The following is a 19,993-nucleotide window of genomic DNA, read 5'->3' on the forward strand; positions in this document are numbered from 1 at the left end:
AAATAACTAAAATTAGTAAATCGTATCCCTAGCAGCTTTTTTATCCTTCAATTTCTTTTATCTTTGTAATTGTAAATTTTGTAATAGGATAAAAAACTATCTCATAAAGCGTTTCTAGAACCGTCATTGATAAGGACATGCTAACTATTTGTCCATATGGCATAGTTCCAGCAAAAGCAAGAGTTGTAAAAATTATATTATCTGCAAATTGTCCTACAATTGTAGAAGTTATAGCTCTGAAAAATAAACTATTATCGTTACGTTTTCTGAGATTATCCATGATCTTAGAATTTAAAGTACCGCCTACAAGATATGCGGTTAAGCTTGCTACAAAAAGCCTAGGCATATTGCCAAGTATAACTTCAAATGACGATTGTATAGTAGGTCCACTTGCATTTGGAAGTAAAATAGCAAGCTGGCCTGCTAAGGCTACTATGAGGTTTAAAACAAAGCCTAATATTATCATTACTTTAGCAGACTTGTATCCTTTTGTTTCTGTTTCAACATCCTGGGCTATGAAACTTATCGGTTCAAAAATATAACCAGTTGGGGCTTGCATATATCCAATTCTAAAAGTCTTAGTTGCAAAAATATTTTTCATCACTATAGAAACTGAATAAAAGCTCCATAGATAAAGTCTATATTTTAAAGACTTGTCTATAGTATTATCTTTATTTTTTTCCATAAACTTATCTATTATCCACCTTTTCTGGATATAGGTCATGGTTTGCTAGTCTATTAAAGGCTATTTCTTCCCACTTAGTACCTTTTTTCCCATAGTTACAATATGGGTCTATAGAAATACCCCCTCTTGGAGTAAACTTACCCCATACTTCTATGTATTTTGGGGCCATTAATTTTATCAAATCTTTCATAATTATATTCATACAATCTTCGTGGAAATCTCCGTGATTTCTAAAACTAAATAAATATAATTTTAAAGACTTGCTCTCAACCATTTTTTCACTTGGTACATATGATATGTATATAGTTGCAAAATCTGGTTGGCCTGTTATAGGACATAGTGAAGTAAACTCAGGACAGTTGAATTTTACAAAGTAATCATTATCAGGATGCTTATTATCAAATACTTCAAGTACTTCTGGAGCATAGTCATCTGGGTATTTATTATCTTGATTACCCAAAAGAGTTATATCTTTCATATCATCTTCTTTTCTCATAATTCCTCCTTAAAAATCGCATTAAAAAAGAGATGCTTTAACATCTCTAGGAAAAACTATAAATGGACATACCTATCCTTTTAGATTCCCTAGTTTTGTTTATAGACAGGATGGTTTCGAACTGTCTAGCTGATATTATATAAAAACTATTGAAGTTTTGCAAGAGAAAAATTATAAATCATATTTGATCATACATTACATTGATAAGTTCATCAAAGCTAGTAGTACCATCAAAAACTTTTTTTAATCCATTATAAAACATGGATTCAAAGTTATTTTTCTTAGCATACTCACTCACACTAACTAAATCTATCTTATCGTTTCTAATCATATCTCTAAATTCATCTGTAAGCGTAAATACTTCTTCAACTGCTTCTCTATTCCTATATCCTTCATTACACTTATCACAGCCATTTGCCCTATAAACTACTTGATTTCTATCAACGTCCATATATTTACTAGCTATCGCATATTCCACATCTGTCATATGATAACTTTTTTTGCAATCGCAAAGTTTTCTAACCAATCTTTGACTAGCTACTGTGTTTATAGCTGATGATAAAAGATAATCTTCTATTCCTAAATCCTTTAACCTAATTATTGAAGATAGAGCATTATTAGTATGTAGTGTTGTAAGGACCAAGTGGCCTGTAATAGCTGCTCTTATAGCTATCTGTGCTGTTTCATAATCTCTTATTTCTCCAACCAATATTATATCAGGGTCTTGTCTTAATATAGATCTTAACGCTTTAGAAAAAGTAAAATCTATTTTTTCATTTACATTAATTTGATTTATACCTTCAATATTGTATTCTACAGGGTCCTCTATCGTTATTATATTTTCATATTCATTTTTTAAGCTATCTAAAAGTGAATAAAGACTTGTAGACTTACCTGAACCTGTTGGTCCTGAAAATATAAGCATGCCACTTCTCTTTTTTAGAGCATTTCTTAAACTTACTTTAGATTTTTCATTAAATCCTAAGAGATTGGCATTATTCTTATGATTTTCTAAAGAAAGTATTCGTATAACTAATTTTTCTCCGTTGATAGTTCCTATAGAAGATACCCTAAAGTCTATATTCTGATAAACATCTAACTTGAGACTACTATCTTGAGGTCTCCTATGCTCACTTATATCCATATTAGATAATAATTTTAACTTTGATATAAGTTTTCCATAATTATCCTTATTTACATGTAATATCTCATTGAGTCTACCATCAATCCTTACTCTAACTCTGGCATAAGTTTCCTCTGGCTCTATATGAATATCACTCGCCTTATTATTAAGAGCAAAATCAAATAGGTTGTAAATAAATTTGTCAATATCTATATTTATATCACGTTGATCTAGCATACTTCACCCCAATATTTATATTACAAAAGATAATATATTTAAACTTACTTCTAATTTTCAAAAATAGGAAGTTTTTCTAAATATATTATATCTTCTCTATCCGCTGCGTCTCCTTCTGCAAGAATTGCCAATTTTTGAACGACTTTTCCGCCTGCTTTTTCTACCAAAGCTTCTAATGCACTCATAGATTCTCCAGTTGATATTACATCGTCTACTAAAGCTATCCTCTTTCCTTTTATTTTCTCAGCATCTTTAGAATCCAAAAATAGTTTTTGAGTATTTTTAGTTGTTATAGAATTTACTTCTACATTTATTGGATCATTCATATAGGACTTTTTAGATTTTCTTGCTACTATAAAATCTTCTTCTCCTAAATTTCTTGCTATCTCGTGAGCAAGTTCTATGCCTTTTGCCTCTGCTGTAAGGATTATGTCACAATCAATCTTTTTACTTAATTCATATCCTGCCTTTGTGGAAAGTTCTGTATCCCCTAGCAAAACAAATGACGCAATCTTTAAACAATCTGATATTTGTATAATTGGTAAATTTCTTTCTAGTCCACATACATTTAATTTATAATAATCCATAACATCTCCTATAAAATTATCAATTTAAGTATAACACCTGCCGCAAGACCTACAAATGGATCGCTGGCAGCAGTGGTAGCCATAGCTATTCCTGCAACTAACATTGTATCACCGCCTGCTGCAAAGGCAAGATTGGCATTTGTTGGAACAGTAACTAAGGCACCTAATACAAATAAAAATCCATGAATTGATTCTCCTGGAACATACTTTCCAAGCTTTGACAAAAATCCCATGAACATTATTATTCCAAGAATAGCCATCATCAAAATCCCTGAATTAACTGGATTATCACTTGCCCCTGTTGCAGAAATTATTGCTTCTACTGGCGCTCCACCGAAAAGTGAAGAAATTGAATCAGCAAGTCCTGAATAAATTGTTAATTGATCAATGTTTGCAGTTAAATTTCAATCCCCAAGAGATACAGTAATATTTCCAAAAGCTATATTCGCTACTATTGTCAAGCAAGCTAAAGAAAGAGCTCCTCTTATTACTTTTTTACTTAAAACTGTTTTTTTTACTGAGAGTCTTCTCTCTTCTTTTTTTATATCTTTCCCTATTTCCATTTTCATTACATTTGCATAACTCGAAGAAACTATTACAGAAATTATTATTGTATAAACAAGATTTCTTCCAGAAATAAAATAAGTAGTTAATGCTGATATTATGGAAATTAAGCTAACCATTTTATATCAAGTTTTAAGCCATCAATTGCAATTTTTGCAAGTATTAAACCTACTCCTGCCATCATCCCATTTAATACATAATCTCCTGCTAAGTCTACAATAAAATTTAGACTTCCAGTAATACCATGTATTGTCATTATAATACCTGACCAAAATACTACTGATAATTTCTCTCTAATATTATCTCCATAAGAACCAGCTAGAGCAATTGTTTCTGCCTGCATAGAAATTGGAATTGGAGATTGTAAAATCATACAGGATATTACTCCAACAGCAAAACCAAGTGAAGTTGGAAAAGCAGAAAAACCTACAGAAATGGCTAGAAGTGCCTGAGGAATACTATTAATTACTACAATTAAAGCTGCTATAATATCATTTAAAGTCATAGTCCCTCCTAATAAATGAATTTATATATTCTATTAATTTAGTTACTCCAATATTTATCATCTAATGATCTATATCTAACTGCTTCTAGTAGGTGCTTTTGTTCAATTTCAGAATTTCCTTCTAAATCTGCTATAGTTCTTGTCATTTTTATGATTTTATTAAAACTTCTTACTGAAAAGTTATATTTATCAAAGGCAAGTTTTGCTGTTTTTTCTACTTCTGGACTAAGTTTTATATACTTTTTCATTTGATTTGTAGATAATTGAGAGTTAGATGTAACATTTTCATTTCTGTATCTAGCTTGTTGAATCATACGAGCTCTTGTTACTTCTTCTTTTAGCTCTTTAGAGGATTTGGATGGTGCATTCCCTCTTAAGTCCTCGTATTTTACAGGTGATATCTCTATATGTATGTCAATCCTATCTAATATAGGTGCTGATATTTTATTTAAGTACCTTCTAATCTCATTTTGCGAACAAGTGCACTCTTTTAATGGGTTACCATAATTTCCACAAGGACAAGGATTCATGGCGGTTATTAGTATAAAATCTGATGGATACTTTAGACTTGCTTGAGCACGAGAAATATTTATTTCACGGTTTTCTAATGGCTCCCTAAGTGCTTCTATTGTTTTTTTATTAAATTCCGGAAATTCATCTAAAAATAGGACTCCACGATGAGCAAGAGATATTTCCCCAGGTTTAGGTATAGAATGGCCTCCTCCTATTAGAGCAACTTCGCTTGCAGAATGATGTGGGCTTCTAAAAGGCCTTTCGTTAACTAAACTCCCTTTATCCAAAAGTCCCATGATTGAGTAAATTTTTGTTACTTCTACCTTTTCATCAAAGCTCATATCTGGAAGAATTGTAGGCAAATGTTTTGCTGAAAAAGTCTTCCCACTTCCTGGTGGCCCTATCATTAACACATTGTGATTGCCTGCTGCCGCTATTTGTAAAGCTCTTTTTAAACTCTCTTGACCTTTTATATCTGCAAAATCAACGTCATAATAAACTTCATTGTTTACCTTAGATAAATCAAGTTCATATGACTTTACTTTTTTTTCTTTATTTAAAAAAGCTACTAAATCATTTAAGTTTTTAAATGGCAATATGTCTATATCTTTTATGATTGCACATTCATCCTTATTATCGTCTGCCACTATAAATTTCTTAAAACCAAGCTCACGCATAGAAATAACCATGGCTAGTGCACCTCTTACTGGAACAATTCTTCCGTCTAGAGATAATTCCCCTAAAAATACATAGTCATCGTAAGGATAAGTGATAACTCCCATAGAACTTAGAAGGGAAACTGCTATGGGTAAGTCTAGTTGTGTTCCTTCTTTCTTAAGGTCAGCTGGCGATAAGTTTACAGTTATTCTTCCAGGAGGAAAGGAATAGCCAGAATTATTTATAGCTACTCTTACCCTTTCTTTTGATTCTGAAATTGTGGAATCTGGCAAGCCTACTATCAAAAATTTAGGCAAACCATTTGTTATATCACTTTCTACCTCTACTAAATGACCAGATAGGCCTAATAGTGAACAAGTGTTAGTTTTTGAATACATTTTATTCTCCAAGTCCTAAGACATTTTGATATTTAAGAAAAGTTTGATGGGGTCTTGCAGAAAAGTTTACATATTCCCCATTCTGATCAGTAAATCCCAAATAAGTGCAATGAAGTAATTGATGGTCTAAATTAAATTTATTTTTTACATTCCCATAAACAGGATCCCCCACTAGAGGATGGTTAAGATATGTCATATGAACCCTAATTTGATGGGTGCGACCAGTTATTATGTGCACCTTTACTAATGAGTATCCTGCTACTTCCTTTATTACCTCATACTCAGAAATAGCCTTACGTCCACTAGGTTTTACTGCCATCTTCCTACGATCTTTACTATCTCTGTCCATAAAAGTTTCTATCCTACCTTTTTTATTTTCAAAATTTCCATGAACAATAGCTAAATACTCCTTATCGACAAGTCTTTTTTCAAAAAGAGATTTAAGATATTTATAAGATTCATTATTTTTTGCTATAACCATAAGTCCTGTAGTATCTTTGTCAAGCCTATGGACAATACCCGGCCTATCATCACCTCCTATATGGGAAAGTCCGTCGTAACCATACTTATATAACAATCCGTTTACTAATGTTCCTCTTATAATAGAACCTGCTGGATGAACGATTACATTGCTATCTTTATCTATGATTGCATAATTATCATTTTCATATACAATATTAAGATTTATATCCTCAGCCTCTATAGCTGGAATGTCAAAAATCTCATCATCTATATATATTTCATCATCTAACTCTAATTTATAGCTAGGCTTTTTGTTTTCCATATTAACTTTTATTTTCTTATCCTTGATAAATTTTTTTATCTTTTCACGAGGAATTTCTTCAAACTCATCAGATATATATTTATCAAGTCTAATATTTTCATATGCTGTAAGTTTCATAAGATTATTATAGCATAGAAAGAAGAACAAAATAAATGCAGGTAGTTATTCTACCTGCATTTTAACTATAATATTCTATTTTTCACTTTTTTTAAGTAAACCACCAGCAACAGCAATTACTCCTAAAAGAGGAGCAACTGATTCTATGCCTGTCCTAGGATTTCCAAAACCTACTTTCTTATCATTATTTTTTTTAGCCTTATCTTCTATTTTTTTAGCTTCTATAGTTTTAGGTTCTTTTTTATCCCCTACTTTTTCTTCTACTGGCTTATCTTTCTTTTCTTTATCAATATTTTTATTATCTGTTTTTTTATTCTCTTCTTGTTTTCTTGCTTTTAAAGTTTCTATTGCTTTATTAAGATTATCTTTTGCATTATCAATAGCTTCTTTGCTAGCTGAAGAATCTTCATTTACCTTAACAGCTTCATCATAAGCTTGTTTAAATATATCTATATCCTCACTAGTGTAATCCTTATCTTTTAAATTAATTTTTTCGGCTTCAGCTATAGCTTTCTTAAGCTCATCTTTATTTGTTTCAGCTTCGTTATTGATTTTTTCTACATCAAATATTTCTCCAAATTGAGCTGGATAAGATTTCATAGAAATTCCATTCCAGTGAATTTTATATTTATCACCAACTTCTGGATTTTTATCTTTTAGTTCTTTAAAACTTATAGTATAAATATTATCTTTATTTCCTACCTCAGCAACAGTAGCAACTCCATCATTTATTTCAGTAACTTCAAATTCTAGAGTTTTGTCCATTTTTTTATCATTATCTTCAGCTTTAGGATTTTTTTGTTCTTGTTTTTCTACCCTGTAGATTTTCCCAAATTGAGCTGGATAAGACTCCAAAACTACACCATCAGAATATATTTTATATTGATCTCCAACTTTAACTTCTTCATCTCTTAAATCATCGTAGGATAACGTATAAAGGTTATCTGGATTATCTACTTCAAATACAGTAGCTGTTTGTGAATCTTCATCACCTAAATCTTTTACTTCAAAGATAGCTTCTTTACTATCTTTAGGTAACTTATCTACATCCATATTTACCGGTTTCTCATATTTAGTGACAAGCTTAATATCTTCTTTTTTGATATTATCTTTCATCAAATCTTTTAAGTCTTTACTGCTCTTAATTTGGTAAATATCTTTTTTTTCGGTATTATCTTCAAACATGCTTTTATCAAGTATTAGCGATTTTTCACTTTCTAAATCTATTTCAGTAGCATCTTTAGTAGATTCACCTGTATAATTAAGTTTAACTTCTTTATCATTTACTTCACTTACTTTGAAAAGATAATTATGGATTTCATTAGTTTCTTGACTTTCTACTGGAGACTCTTTTGACATATTTGTTTCACTTGCATCAGCATTAGTATATATTCCTAATACTAGGCAAGCGCATAAGCCAGCACTTAAAACTTTCTTATTCATATATTCCTCCTTATATTTTCTTAATCATAACATCTAGCTTGTTAAATCGATGTAAAGAAATCTTGAATTTACTAGTACATCCTCTATAATATTACATATACCCAAAACTTAAAAAAGGAGATTAATTTGAAATTTATTTCATGGAATATAGACTCACTAAATGCTGCTTTAACAAGTGATTCAAACAGGGCAGTTATGACACGTGAGGTTTTCAAAACTATAAAAAAAGAAGATCCTGACGTGATAGCATTACAAGAAACCAAGCTTCCGCGAACTGGACTTAGTAAAAAACATAAAGAAAGACTAGCAGAATTTTTTCCAGATTATTCATATGTTAATGTAAATTCTCAAGAAGGTGCCAGAAAATCATATGCTGGATGTATGACTCTTTATAAAAAAGATCTAGATGTAAATACTGATTTCCCATTTATAAATGCTCCAGAACCAATGGACCTTGAAGGTAGGATTGTAAGTTTGGAGTTTGAAGATTATTATTTCATTCAAGTTTATACACCAAATGCCGGGAATGAATTAGTAAGACTTCCTCTAAGACAAGAATGGGATAAAAAATTTGCAGAATATATATCCAATCTAGATGAAGAAAAGCCAGTAATAGCTACAGGTGATTTTAATGTAGCTCATAAAGAAATAGACCTAGCTCATCCAGAAAACAACCATATGTCAGCGGGATTTACTGATGAAGAAAGAGAAGGATTTACAAATCTATTAAAAAAAGGATTTACTGATACATTTAGATATATCAACGGTGATATAGAAGGCAAATATACTTGGTGGGCACAAAGGGTTAAGACAAGTAAAATTAATAACTCAGGTTGGAGGATTGACTACTTTTTAGTTAGCGATAGAATCAAAGACAAAGTTAAAAGAAGTGACATGATTGACTCTGGAGACAGACAAGACCATACTCCAATAGTTATGGAGATTGATTAATAAATCAATAACTGTTTATTTTAGGTTAAAATATAATTTAAGTCTATAATACAAAAAAAGCTCTAGTGTGTAGAGCCTTTTTTGTATATTTAATTGGAAATTATTCAGCTTCTTCAAAAACTGGTTGTTCAACTGTTTCAGCTTCTTCAGCAGGAACTTCTTCATTCTCTTCTTCAGCACTTGCTTCATCTTCAGCTGGTGCTTCTGAGGTTTCTTCCTCTGAAGTTTCCTCAGTATTTTCTTCTTCAGGAGTTACTACTTCTTCTGTTGAAGTTTCTTCTTCAACAGCTGGTTTCTCTGGAGTTTCTTCTTTCGCTGGAATAGCTTCTAATTTAGATTGTGCTTTTTCTATAGCTGCTAAAATAGCTTCATCAGCTGCAGCAACTTCATTTAATGTTGATCTGCTATTGTTTAAAACTCTATTAGCATTTGAAATTTCTCTATTTAATTCTGCAATAACTACAGATTCTACTTTTCCTTTTAATCTAAAATCACGTAGATTTTTTGCAGTTTGGATATCTTTTTGAAGACCTGCTTTTGAAGATTTATTTGCAGTTCTTTCACCTTCAGGAATTGCTTTGTAAGCTTCGTCAATTTTGTTATTAAGTTCTTCTGTCATTGCTTTTACTTCGCCAACAGTAGCAACTCTATTTCTTCTAACATCTTGAGCTTTTCTTATTACCATATCAACTTCTGAAAGTTCAGTTGGATCTAATTTATTACGTAATTCTTTATTTCTGATTTCTTTAGCTCTAGCTATAGCTCTATCTAATTGTTCAAGAGTATAGTGAGTTCTTTTTGAGTTATCTGTTAATTTTGGAATTTCACGAGCTTTTTCTAAAGATGCTGTTAAATTGTCAGAAGCTTTCTTCAAACCTTCTGCATTTTCAAATAAATCTGTTGCTTTTAGTAAAGCACGTGTTACAGAAAATCCTATTATAACATGAGCTTGTTGTTCACTGTCAGCAAGTTCTGTAGCATCAGCTGTTATTGTTTCAGCTACATTTATTAAAAGATCAATTCTAGGAATAATCTTGTTTCTAATCTCTGAAATACTTCCTATTCCTTTAGTTAGTATCTTGTTTATTACTTCATAAGCATGTTTTAATTCTTTTAACCAACTTAATTGGTCTCCTGCAAGTCCACCAGCTATATTTTCTAAGCCTTTTATTAAGTCTCCTAAGTGATCTAATTTTTGTTGTGCTTGATCTGCTTGACTTGATTCTGCAGCATATGCTACACTTGAAATTACTGGACTTGTATTTTTAGCTATTTTTGTTGCTGGTAAAATTGTATTTGTTAATAATGTGATTGAGAGTGCGCCTACTAATACTTTATTTTTTTTCATAATAAACTCCTATAATTTATCTATAATGTTTCTAGATCCTAAGACCGACTAATTATAGTTATCAAAGAATATTACTAAAATTTTAATATTTGGTAAAAGCTTTTACGAAGGAGGTAATGAAGTAATTGTTAGTATTTTTAACTTATGATTTATTTTAAACCATATATTAATCTTTAACTACTTCGAAACTCTTGCCTTAAAATACCCCTTTTAATTAGTATATTCTTTTCATGTGTATGTGTGTTAGTATATATAAACTTTTTTAATTTATAATATTGTAACCAAATATAAATATTGATAGTTATGCTAACAATATATATCTATAATTAAATCCTCTTTTTCTATAGCTACCAAATTAGTTTTATTAACATTAAAATTGAATGCTAAAGTTAATAAAAATGTAATTACTAAACCTTTTTTTAATTTCATATATAGACCTCCTTGTTGATTATTATATTATCACATACACACAATGAAAAAAATACACATTTTCGTGGATACTTATATTTTATATTATTTATCTTTTGATAACAATGTATCTATTTGATTTGAAAGACTATTTGATAATGATTTTGCTGAAAATAGATTTGTTAAAGTCAAACAGTAATTAAAGCTATATTTTGCTTCATTTAACTGCTTTAAGTAAAAGTGGTTTACCCCTTTTATATAATACAGCATATTTAAATATGATACGTCTTTAACTTTTCTTGCATTATCAATAGCTTGATTGCATATTAGTAGCGACTCTCTATAATTACCTACTCTAAAATAGTAGATAGCAATATTATACGAAAATACAAAGTAATTATCTAGGGAAATATTTAAATATTCTTTAAGCTCCAACATAATATTTTCATATAAGTCAAAATTACCTTTCCTATATTCATTTAAAGATAAGGCCAAAAGCACTCTTAAAGAAAAGTTATCATACTTATAGTCTTTAAACTTCTTAATCTTAAATTTAGAATTCATATCTGAAAGAGCTACTTCCAAATCTTCTGAAGGATTATTATCCTTCTCATGCTTTATCATACCCAATAACCCATTGTAATAATGCCTAGTGGCAAATAATTCTTTTTCATAGTACACATTAGTATTGAAATGAAAATCATCTAAACTTTTTATTAGATCCTTTGCTTTTTCAATAGATGAATTATTTAATAAATCATTTATCTCTTTTCTTAATTTTAATAAGTTATTATAGTCAAACTCTTTTCCATTTATAACTTCTTTAAGATCTATATCTAAATAATTACATATAGGTACTAGTGTAGAGAGTCTAGGATCATTATCTCCTTTTTCAATTCTTCGGATAGTTTCCTCAGAAATATACATTTTCTCTGCTATTTCTTTTCTTGAAATGCCTTTTGATTCACGGATCTTTCTTAGATCAGTACCAATAAAGCTATAGTCATTATTTATAATCATATAAATCTAATTCTTTCTTGTTAAAATTTGAAGCTCATACTTTTAATCTATCATCGCCATTATAAACTTCATCAATTATAGCTGAACCAATACATACTTCATCCATATAAAATACCGCCGCTTGTCCTGGAGTAACTGCTTTAGTGTCATCATATGTCACTTCTACTTTTTTATCTTCCAAAACTTTTACATGGGCATTTATATCCTTTTGTCTATATCTAAATTTTGCAGTGCAGTTAAATTGTGTTGGTATTTTTTTATTTGTAAATGTTGAAAATTCTGATGCGTATAATTTATTAGAATATAAGAGCGGGTTTGTCGATCCTTGACATACTATTAGTTCATTTTTATCTAAATCCTTGCCACAAACAAACCACGCTTCACCTTCGCCTCCAATACCAAGTCCTCTCCTTTGACCTATAGTATGATACATTAGTCCATCATGTTTACCCATGATATTTCCATATGTATCTACTATATTACCTGGCTGTGCTGGTAAGTAGTTGCTTAAAAATTCATTAAAATCACGTTCTCCTATAAAGCATATACCTGTGGAATCTTTTTTATCAGCTGTAGCCAAATTATGCTCTTTAGCTATTCTCCTTACTTCCGGCTTTTCAAGCTCACCAACTGGAAATAGAACATCCTTTATTTGTTCTTGAGATAATTGACTTAGAAAATATGTTTGATCTTTATTATTGTCTAGACCTCTTAGCATAACCGTTTCATCACCAGAGCGATCCACTCGAGCATAGTGTCCTGTTGCAACGTAATCTGCTCCTAAATTTTTTGCGTAATCCAAAAAAGCTTTGAACTTAATTTCTTTATTGCACATTATATCTGGATTTGGAGTTCTTCCTTTTTTGTATTCATCTAAAAAATATGTAAATACTCTATCATAGTATTCTTTTTCAAAATTTATAGAATAATATGGGATACCTATCTGATTGGCAATAGCAACTGCATCTTCAAAGTCTTCTTCAGCTGTGCATACACCATTTTCATCCGTATCATCCCAGTTTTTCATAAATATACCAACTACATCATAACCCTCTTCTTTTAAAAGTAGAGCTGCAACAGATGAATCAACTCCACCACTAATACCAACTACTACCTTTGTATCTTTCTTATCTTTCATCTACTAACCTTTCCAACACCGCAATAGTTTCATCAACTTCTTTTCGAGTATTCTGATATCCAAAAGAAAATCTTATTGAATGTTCTGCCCTATACTTATCATACATATTGCTTATAACATGACTAGGTAAGATGCTTCCTGCTCTACAAGCTGACCCAGCTGAAGCACAAATACCATTGATATCAAGATAGGTTAAAAGAAAATCAGATTTATAATCTTTAAAATAAATATTTAATACATGATCAGAAGATAGTTCTAAATTTCCATTTAATTCATAATCTACCTTAGCTTTATCCAAACTTTCTATAAAGTAATTTTTAATTTCTTTTATCTGACTACGTTCCTTTAACACTTTAGGATAACTTTCTGCCATTGAATATGCACCAGCTACAAAAGAAGTCCCAGCTCTGCGATCTTTCTCTTGCTCTCCACCTTTGATAAAAGGAGCTATATTCTCTCTTAGATATAAAATACCGAATCCATTTAGACCACCTATTTTATGCCCTGATAAAGTTAAGGAATCGCAATTAATATCATCTACATCGATATCTATATGACCATAAGCTTGAACGCTATCTACATGAAACCAAATATTCTTATCCCTTAAGTAATCGCCAATTTCCTTTACTGGTTGTATTGCTCCTGTTTCGTTATTGACATACATTATAGCAACAAGTTTAGTTTCTTCAGTAATTACATCTTTCAATTTATCTAGGTCAATAATCCCGTCTTTATTGGCATTTAATAAAACAGTGTTATCTTTATTTACTGTATTTAGTATTGAGTCATGCTCTATAGAGCTTGTTATAATTTCTGAATCTCTAAAAGCATTTATAATTGTATTATTTCCTTCAGTAGCTCCAGATGTGAATATAATATTTTTAAGATTTGCTCCAATTGACTTTGCTATTTCCTTTCTGGAATCTTCTAGAATCTTTTTAGCTTCTCTTCCTTTAGTATGTAAGCTATCAGGATTTCCGTCAAAAGCTTGCTTGTTTTTCAAAATATTTTTTAAAATTTCTTCTCGTTTTATTGCAGTTGCTGCATTGTCAAAATAAATCATCTAATCACCTAGTATTATAGTACCATATAAGCCCTATTTTTAAAGATTTAGGACATAAAAAAGCTCTAAGTAATAACTACTTAGAGCTTAGATATTTTATTCACTAAATTCATCAGCTAGAACATTAAATAATACTTCTGCTTCTTCATTTGTAAGGGTAATTCCCTTTCTCATTCTAGTGTGATCTTCATTCCAATCACGTATATCATATTTAGCTTCTCTATCATTCCAACTTACAAGATTAAGCTCTTTTGTCCAACCCTTACCATTATCTGAAAGCACTCCTATATTTTCAACTATATCATATTTAATTTCTGCCATTATATATCTCCTTTTCTAAGCATTTTTAAGTCTTAAATTGACCGCCTTTTGTATTATATTATAATTATACCCAGCATAAGTTAGTCTTTTTTGTCTATCTAGTCCAGTACCCCATTTACCAGCAATAATTTCATCTACTAGTTGATTAATATTTTTATTAGATTTTCCATTTATTATATAAGGATAATCTTTGTATACTTTACTTATATCAATATCTCCACCATATCCGTTTATCTTTCCCCTAGAAGTATATTGCCATGAGTCAAAGTCAGAAGTATTATACGAAGTAAAATCTTTTGACCTGTAGTCTGCTATCCAAAAATCATACTTATTCCTCACATCACGAGTTAAGTAAGTATTAGCAAACCATGGATAAGAATACACACCAGATACATAACCATTTCTATTCATAGCTAGTATAAAAGCTTCAGCAGCTTCCGATATTTTACCAGAACTTGCCTTTACTTGTCTATTATGGTCTTCAATATCTATATAGACAGGTAAGGATACTTTTTTATTTTTAAGTACCTCTGATACATAGTTTGCTTCTCGCCTTGCCTCATCAGCATTTATTGCACGCGAGTAATGGTAAAATCCAAGTGGAACTCCTCGAGTATTTAGCTCTTTATAGTGCCTTTCTAAGGCATAGTCAGTCCTAATATTTAAAGTTTTAGAATCCGTTATAGAAGTTCTAAGAATCGCTCCATCTACATCTTTAGAAAACTTATCATAATTGATCTTATTTGGATCTTGATGTTCTGATATATCCACTACTTTATTATAAACAGGCGTTTTAGAATAAACAGGTGCTGGATTAACATCTTCAATAGTAGTTTCAGTAGTAGTAGTTATTTCTAGATCTCCATTTTCATTTTTTTCAATATCTTCACTTTCTGTTACATCAGTAACCTCATAATCAGGTGCAAGATAATTGTTATTAGATTCAAATTCTGCTTTTCTTTTTTCTACAGCTTCTTTATCATAATCTATACCATTATCTATAAATACTTGGTCTAGATCTTTATCATTATACATAACTACCTCTGATGCATAAGCGGTATTAGGTAATAAAAAACCACAAGCTAGGGATAGGGTAAACACTTTATATCTTAGTTTTTTCATAGAAAATTCCTCTCTTTTGATAGATATATTATAGGTTATATAGAGATTTTAAGCAAACATTAATCTATACATTAGTTGTTATTAAGTTTAAATATGTAGTTAATATTTTCCTCAATTTATTAGATATATATGTGTACTAAAAAAGGACTTAATTATATCATACATTCTAGTAACTGCCATCAGTTTAATGAGTTTTAGCTACTACAATCATCCCCCGGGTATGTTTTAACAGCCGCACAGGATAGTTTTCTTTATACGGTATATTATAAATATGCCTTGATTTGCTTCCTAAAAAATCAGAGAAGTTATATAGAACTTATTTTCACAGAGTAGATAAAAGCTTTAGCAATAATCTAATTTTCGTGACAGGTGTATATTTACACTAATAAAGACTCAGTCAAATGACTAAGTCTCGCTTCGCTTGCCATCCATGGAGTCCCCAGTATATAGGCAATACTTTTCTCCACAAGCCGTACAAGCTTATTTTCTATATTAGATATAGTTAAATATCCGTTTAAAGATTGTCAAAACCTCTTTTACAATCCACCTACTTTGTATGTAGGCCCCAAGCACTTTTGCTTATTGGAGATAAGATTCAAGACAAAATCCTTTTAAACATATTTTTTTAATAAGCGACTCTTAAATAATGAATTTATACACTCCTCAAAAACTAGGTCTCCTTTATTTATATATTCCTGGACTTTGAATTCGAATGTATCCTTCTTCCTATCTATTTTTCGTAATATTTTGCAAGTTGAAATAGCAATCAATGGTAATTTTCTGCTAATTTATTAGCCTAAGTATCTTTTCGAAATTCGGGCAAAGCTAAAATAATCAGCCTCATAGTTTTTTCTCATTATAAATAAGGTCCTTATAAACAATAAAAAGGAAGAGATGATTTTTAAAGTACTTACACCTCTTCCTTTTCTGTAAAATTATGGTATTTTATTCTTTAATGAGTTTCAATTATTCTATATGTTAACTGTCATTTTTTTGGATCTAATCTTAATAAAATAGCATTAATTGCGACTAAGACTGTTGACACAGACATTAGAATTGCTCCTACTGCAGGGCTTAATGTGATACCAATAGGGGCCAAAATTCCTGCCGCTAGAGGGATAGCTATAAAGTTATAGCCAGCTCCCCAAAAGAGGTTTTGTTTCATTTTACGAGTTGTTTTGTGTGCTAATTCAATGAATGATTCAATATCTCCTGGATCGGATTGAGTCAATATGACATCTGCTGAATCCAATGCAACTTGAGTTCCAGCTCCAACAGCTATACCAACGTCTGCCAAGGCAAGAGAAGGGGCATCATTGACACCGTCACCTACCATGATAACTTTTTTTCCTTCATCTTTAAGTGCTTTTACTAACTCGTACTTATCTTGTGGAGATTGATTTGCTTTATATTCAATCTCTAAATCTTCTGCCGCGCCTTGAGCCGCTTTTTCATTATCACCTGTTGCCATAATTGGTTGTATATTGTTCTTTTTAAGAGCTTTTATTAACTCTCTGCTCGTTGGCTTTAATTCGTCTCCTAAAGCTACAGCACCAATGGCATCATCGTTTTCTACTAAGACACTTAGAGTTGCTCCTTTTGGAATATTCATATCCAAATTACGTCCATATGCTTTTTGGCTGATTAATTGGTAACTATGGCCCTTGGCTTTACCTTCTACACCAGCACCGGAAATCACATCAATTGAATCAAATGATACTGGACTTATACCTTGCTGCTTAGCGAAACTAATAATTGATTGAGCAATTGGGTGGCTAGATCCTCCTTCAATGCCTGCCAACAAGGCAGTGATTTCCTCTTTTGTATATTTGTCATTAAGAAGTTTTACATCTAATACTTTAAACTCACCAGTTGTTAAAGTACCCGTTTTATCTAAAATCATCACATCCGCATCTTGAGCTATTTCTAAGGATTGGCGGTCTTTTACTAGTAAGCCACGGCTAGCTCCTAAGCTTGTGCTACGGGCGGTTACCAATGGAATAGCCAGACCCAATGCGTGCGGACAAGCTATAACTAATGTTGTGATAGCAAATTTTACTGCCGTTGGAATATCCGCTATAAGCATCCATACTACAAAAGCTATTAGTGCGGCAGTTACTGCAATATAGAACAGCCATCCCGCAACTTTTTGAGCAATATTTTCTGCACGAGAAGGTTGACTTTGAGCTTGACTGATTAAATCCTGTACTTGAGAGATAAAGGACTTATCACCTGTCTCAAGTACTTTAATATAAAGAACCCCTTCTCCATTTGTTGAGCCCCCGATTACTTCATCGCCAGGTCCTTTTTTAATTGACTTAGATTCCCCAGTCAAAAGAGCTTCATTTAAACGTGATTCTCCGCGCTCAATAGTTCCATCTGCTGGCACATTTTCTCCAGCTTGAACACGAATTAAATCACCTACCTTTAAGTCAGCAACTGGACGTGTTTCAATGGAATCGTCATCTAATACGACATGAGCATCTTTTGGTACTAGCTTAGCCAGTTCTTCTTGTGCATCTCCTGCTTCTCCAATAGCTTTCATCTCAATCCAGTGACCTAATAACATGATTAATAGTAATGAAGCAAATTCAAAGAAAAAATCCATAATTTGTTCACCTGTTACGTAGCTTGCTATTACAGTATAAATACTGTATAAATATGAAACACTTAAACCTAAAGAAACGAGAGCCATCATTCCAGGTTCTTTTTGTTTAAATTCATCAACTGCACCTTGATAGAATGGATGTCCACCATAAATAATTAATATAGTAGATAAAATAGCTACTACAATATCAGAATATGGAAAAGTAAACTGGAATGGTAGGTCAAACCCAGCCATAGGGGATAAGAGCATAATAATGATTCCTAATGGCAATGACTTTAAGAAAAGTTCCTTAAAGTTTCCATGATGATGATGCTCATGCCCACTGTGCCCACCGTGGTCATGGCCAGCATGATGGTCGTGATGTTGATCCTTATTATGGTCTCTATGTTCTTCCGTGCTTACATGCTCATGTTTTGAGTGATTCATGTCGCCATGATTATGGTGACTGTGGGATGAATGTTTGTTGTTATTCTTCATTTTTAATTCCTCCTTATGCTTAATGATGATGTAAATGACATTCGCATTGTCCTTCTGGACAATTGCAATCCACTTCTTCTACTGCGAAAGATTTTTTCATCTCTAATATTTTTTCTAGTCGATCTATATCATCGAAGCTTAAGACATGATCTTCAATGATGTTTCCTATTACATTCCCGACTTTTTTTCGGCAAATACGGTTAAAAATATCCTCTGTATAATCCCTTACGGCTTCTTTCTCTTCAATATTGGCAGTGTAAATAAACTTTCTACCTTCCTGCTCTGTATTTAGTACACCTTTTTCAACTAGTCGACCTAAGATCGTTTTGATAGTGGATTGTGTCCAGTCCATTTTTTCTTTCAATACGGAGATAACTTTTTTACTAGTTACTCGATCATTTGCCCAAACTACACGCATGACTTCCCATTCAGAATCTGTGATATGAGTATTATATACTATTGCATCCATTTTCTTTCCCTTCTTTCCGTTTACAATTGTAGACTTAATACTTAAAATAAGTTTACTCTTGTAAACCAATCTTGTCAAGTATTTTTTTAATAAAAGTATCTAACAGATGTGACAGAATTTAGAATCAAAGGACTTGAACAAATATTGTATTTATCATCAATACTAGATTTGTACATAAGAAGATGGTCAACTAGTAATATACTCAGACCAGGGGGGATTACTACCAACATAATTCATGGTCTAGTAGACTTAGAAAACTAAACATAAGATAAAATATGTCAATAAAATGGAGTTGCCTAGACAATTGACCAATGAATAACTTCTTTTGGATACTAAAACAAGAAATGTCCTATAGTGTAGAATTCAATAATTATGATAAATTGAGAAAAAATAGAGTCATATATGAAATGGTACAACTAAGATAAAATTAAATGAAATGTCACTGTTGATTACAATTCACTTAAAACATATTAAGCCTCCATGTTTACGGATTCAACTCTCATTCAATGGATTTACCAATACTTCGGAGATCCTTTTTTAAACAAGCCAGACTTGCTTGTTTTCTATATTCGGTATACATAAACACCTTTGATTGTGAGTTCAGGGTTCGAACACAATTGTTTACCCCAAAAACTAAAGCTATAGCAAGTAAAAGTTCGATAGAACCGACTTTCGTAAAGGACGGAAGAAGATAAATAGCCGTTGATTTTGGGTCCAGTAGCACGGACACAATTATTTATGCCGAAAATTAAGTGCGGTAGCACAGGAGAGTTTGTGAAGCAAACGGGTTTTCGTGTCAGGTGTATATACAAAAAAGACCTAGCCCTTAGACTAAGTCTTGATTGTTTAGCAACTTCCTACTCTACCGGGAGGTCAGTCCTAAAGGAGGCGGACGGCCAGTTCCGAGTACCATCGGCGTTAGTAAGCTTAACTTCTGTGTTTGGCATAGGCAAATATGC

21 protein-coding genes are annotated in these 19,993 nt (G+C 31.6%); 2 read left to right on the forward strand and 19 right to left on the reverse strand.

The window, feature by feature from the left end:
- Window positions 1-40: 40 nt before the first annotated feature.
- The 10 genes from J2Z39_RS07695 to J2Z39_RS07730 form a co-directional block, all read right to left on the reverse strand.
- Window positions 41-685 carry a queuosine precursor transporter gene (locus J2Z39_RS07695; protein ID WP_181965109.1) on the reverse strand — a complete coding sequence of 215 codons (645 nt, stop codon included), beginning with the start codon at window positions 683-685 and terminating at the stop codon, window positions 41-43.
- Between the two features lie 4 nt (window positions 686-689).
- Window positions 690-1,181, reverse strand: coding sequence for a preQ(1) synthase (gene queF, locus J2Z39_RS07700; protein ID WP_117520645.1), 492 nt, complete (start codon window positions 1,179-1,181; stop codon window positions 690-692).
- Window positions 1,182-1,359: 178 nt separating this feature from the next.
- Complete coding sequence (locus J2Z39_RS07705) at window positions 1,360-2,541, reverse strand: GspE/PulE family protein (RefSeq protein WP_209814632.1); 1,182 nt, start codon at window positions 2,539-2,541, stop codon at window positions 1,360-1,362.
- 50 nt (window positions 2,542-2,591) lie between these two features.
- Complete coding sequence (locus J2Z39_RS07710) at window positions 2,592-3,128, reverse strand: phosphoribosyltransferase family protein (RefSeq protein ID WP_117520640.1); 537 nt, start codon at window positions 3,126-3,128, stop codon at window positions 2,592-2,594.
- Window positions 3,129-3,136: 8 nt separating this feature from the next.
- Window positions 3,137-3,391, reverse strand: coding sequence for a hypothetical protein (locus J2Z39_RS08525; protein WP_245325746.1), 255 nt, complete (start codon window positions 3,389-3,391; stop codon window positions 3,137-3,139).
- 141 nt (window positions 3,392-3,532) lie between these two features.
- The gene (locus J2Z39_RS08530) at window positions 3,533-3,811 is read right to left on the reverse strand and encodes a hypothetical protein (RefSeq protein WP_245325747.1); all 279 of its coding nucleotides are present in this window, start codon (window positions 3,809-3,811) and stop codon (window positions 3,533-3,535) included.
- Entirely contained in the window at window positions 3,799-4,197 is a 399-nt protein-coding gene (locus J2Z39_RS08535; RefSeq protein WP_245325748.1) for a hypothetical protein, read from the reverse strand. The genes J2Z39_RS08530 and J2Z39_RS08535 overlap by 13 nt, the downstream gene beginning before the upstream one ends.
- A 38-nt stretch (window positions 4,198-4,235) precedes the next feature.
- Complete coding sequence (locus J2Z39_RS07720) at window positions 4,236-5,765, reverse strand: YifB family Mg chelatase-like AAA ATPase (protein WP_209814634.1); 1,530 nt, start codon at window positions 5,763-5,765, stop codon at window positions 4,236-4,238.
- A 1-nt stretch (window position 5,766) separates the two neighbouring features.
- Window positions 5,767-6,666 carry an RluA family pseudouridine synthase gene (locus J2Z39_RS07725; RefSeq protein WP_209814636.1) on the reverse strand — a complete coding sequence of 300 codons (900 nt, stop codon included), beginning with the start codon at window positions 6,664-6,666 and terminating at the stop codon, window positions 5,767-5,769.
- A gap of 75 nt (window positions 6,667-6,741) precedes the next feature.
- On the reverse strand, window positions 6,742-8,109 hold the full coding sequence (locus J2Z39_RS07730; protein ID WP_209814639.1) for a hypothetical protein: 1,368 nt from the start codon (window positions 8,107-8,109) through the stop codon (window positions 6,742-6,744).
- A gap of 126 nt (window positions 8,110-8,235) precedes the next feature.
- Between J2Z39_RS07730 and J2Z39_RS07735 the strand changes: the two genes are divergently transcribed.
- On the forward strand, window positions 8,236-9,060 hold the full coding sequence (locus J2Z39_RS07735; RefSeq protein WP_117520634.1) for an exodeoxyribonuclease III: 825 nt from the start codon (window positions 8,236-8,238) through the stop codon (window positions 9,058-9,060).
- Window positions 9,061-9,160: 100 nt separating this feature from the next.
- Here the strand turns inward: J2Z39_RS07735 and J2Z39_RS07740 are convergent, their stop codons facing one another.
- The 9 genes from J2Z39_RS07740 to J2Z39_RS07775 all read right to left on the reverse strand — a co-directional run bounded on the left by J2Z39_RS07740 (window position 9,161) and on the right by J2Z39_RS07775 (window position 19,034).
- Complete coding sequence (locus J2Z39_RS07740; RefSeq protein WP_117520632.1) at window positions 9,161-10,408, reverse strand: CAMP factor family pore-forming toxin; 1,248 nt, start codon at window positions 10,406-10,408, stop codon at window positions 9,161-9,163.
- A gap of 306 nt (window positions 10,409-10,714) precedes the next feature.
- On the reverse strand, window positions 10,715-10,837 hold the full coding sequence (locus J2Z39_RS08635; RefSeq protein WP_281063115.1) for a hypothetical protein: 123 nt from the start codon (window positions 10,835-10,837) through the stop codon (window positions 10,715-10,717).
- A gap of 84 nt (window positions 10,838-10,921) precedes the next feature.
- Window positions 10,922-11,836, reverse strand: coding sequence for a helix-turn-helix domain-containing protein (locus tag J2Z39_RS07745; RefSeq protein ID WP_117520630.1), 915 nt, complete (start codon window positions 11,834-11,836; stop codon window positions 10,922-10,924).
- 34 nt (window positions 11,837-11,870) lie between these two features.
- Window positions 11,871-12,974 carry a tRNA 2-thiouridine(34) synthase MnmA gene (gene mnmA / locus J2Z39_RS07750; RefSeq protein WP_117520629.1) on the reverse strand — a complete coding sequence of 368 codons (1,104 nt, stop codon included), beginning with the start codon at window positions 12,972-12,974 and terminating at the stop codon, window positions 11,871-11,873.
- Window positions 12,964-14,037 (reverse strand): cysteine desulfurase family protein, encoded by a 1,074-nt coding sequence (locus J2Z39_RS07755; protein ID WP_209814641.1) that lies wholly within the window; start codon window positions 14,035-14,037, stop codon window positions 12,964-12,966. Before J2Z39_RS07755 ends, mnmA begins: the two co-directional genes overlap by 11 nt.
- A gap of 96 nt (window positions 14,038-14,133) precedes the next feature.
- Window positions 14,134-14,358, reverse strand: a complete 225-nt coding sequence (locus J2Z39_RS07760) for a YdbC family protein (protein WP_117520625.1) — start codon at window positions 14,356-14,358, stop codon at window positions 14,134-14,136.
- A gap of 15 nt (window positions 14,359-14,373) precedes the next feature.
- Window positions 14,374-15,480, reverse strand: coding sequence for a GH25 family lysozyme (locus J2Z39_RS07765; protein WP_209814643.1), 1,107 nt, complete (start codon window positions 15,478-15,480; stop codon window positions 14,374-14,376).
- A gap of 985 nt (window positions 15,481-16,465) precedes the next feature.
- A complete protein-coding gene (locus J2Z39_RS07770; protein ID WP_117520621.1) occupies window positions 16,466-18,565 on the reverse strand; it encodes a heavy metal translocating P-type ATPase in 2,100 nt (699 codons plus the stop codon).
- 19 nt (window positions 18,566-18,584) lie between these two features.
- Window positions 18,585-19,034, reverse strand: a complete 450-nt coding sequence (locus J2Z39_RS07775; protein ID WP_117520619.1) for a CopY/TcrY family copper transport repressor — start codon at window positions 19,032-19,034, stop codon at window positions 18,585-18,587.
- A gap of 108 nt (window positions 19,035-19,142) precedes the next feature.
- Between J2Z39_RS07775 and J2Z39_RS07780 the strand changes: the two genes are divergently transcribed.
- Window positions 19,143-19,295 carry a hypothetical protein gene (locus J2Z39_RS07780; protein WP_209814645.1) on the forward strand — a complete coding sequence of 51 codons (153 nt, stop codon included), beginning with the start codon at window positions 19,143-19,145 and terminating at the stop codon, window positions 19,293-19,295.
- The last annotated feature ends 698 nt before the right edge of the window (window positions 19,296-19,993 follow it).

The organism is Anaerococcus nagyae, from assembly GCF_017874535.1.
GTDB classification, from domain to species: Bacteria; Bacillota; Clostridia; order Tissierellales; family Peptoniphilaceae; genus Anaerococcus; species Anaerococcus nagyae.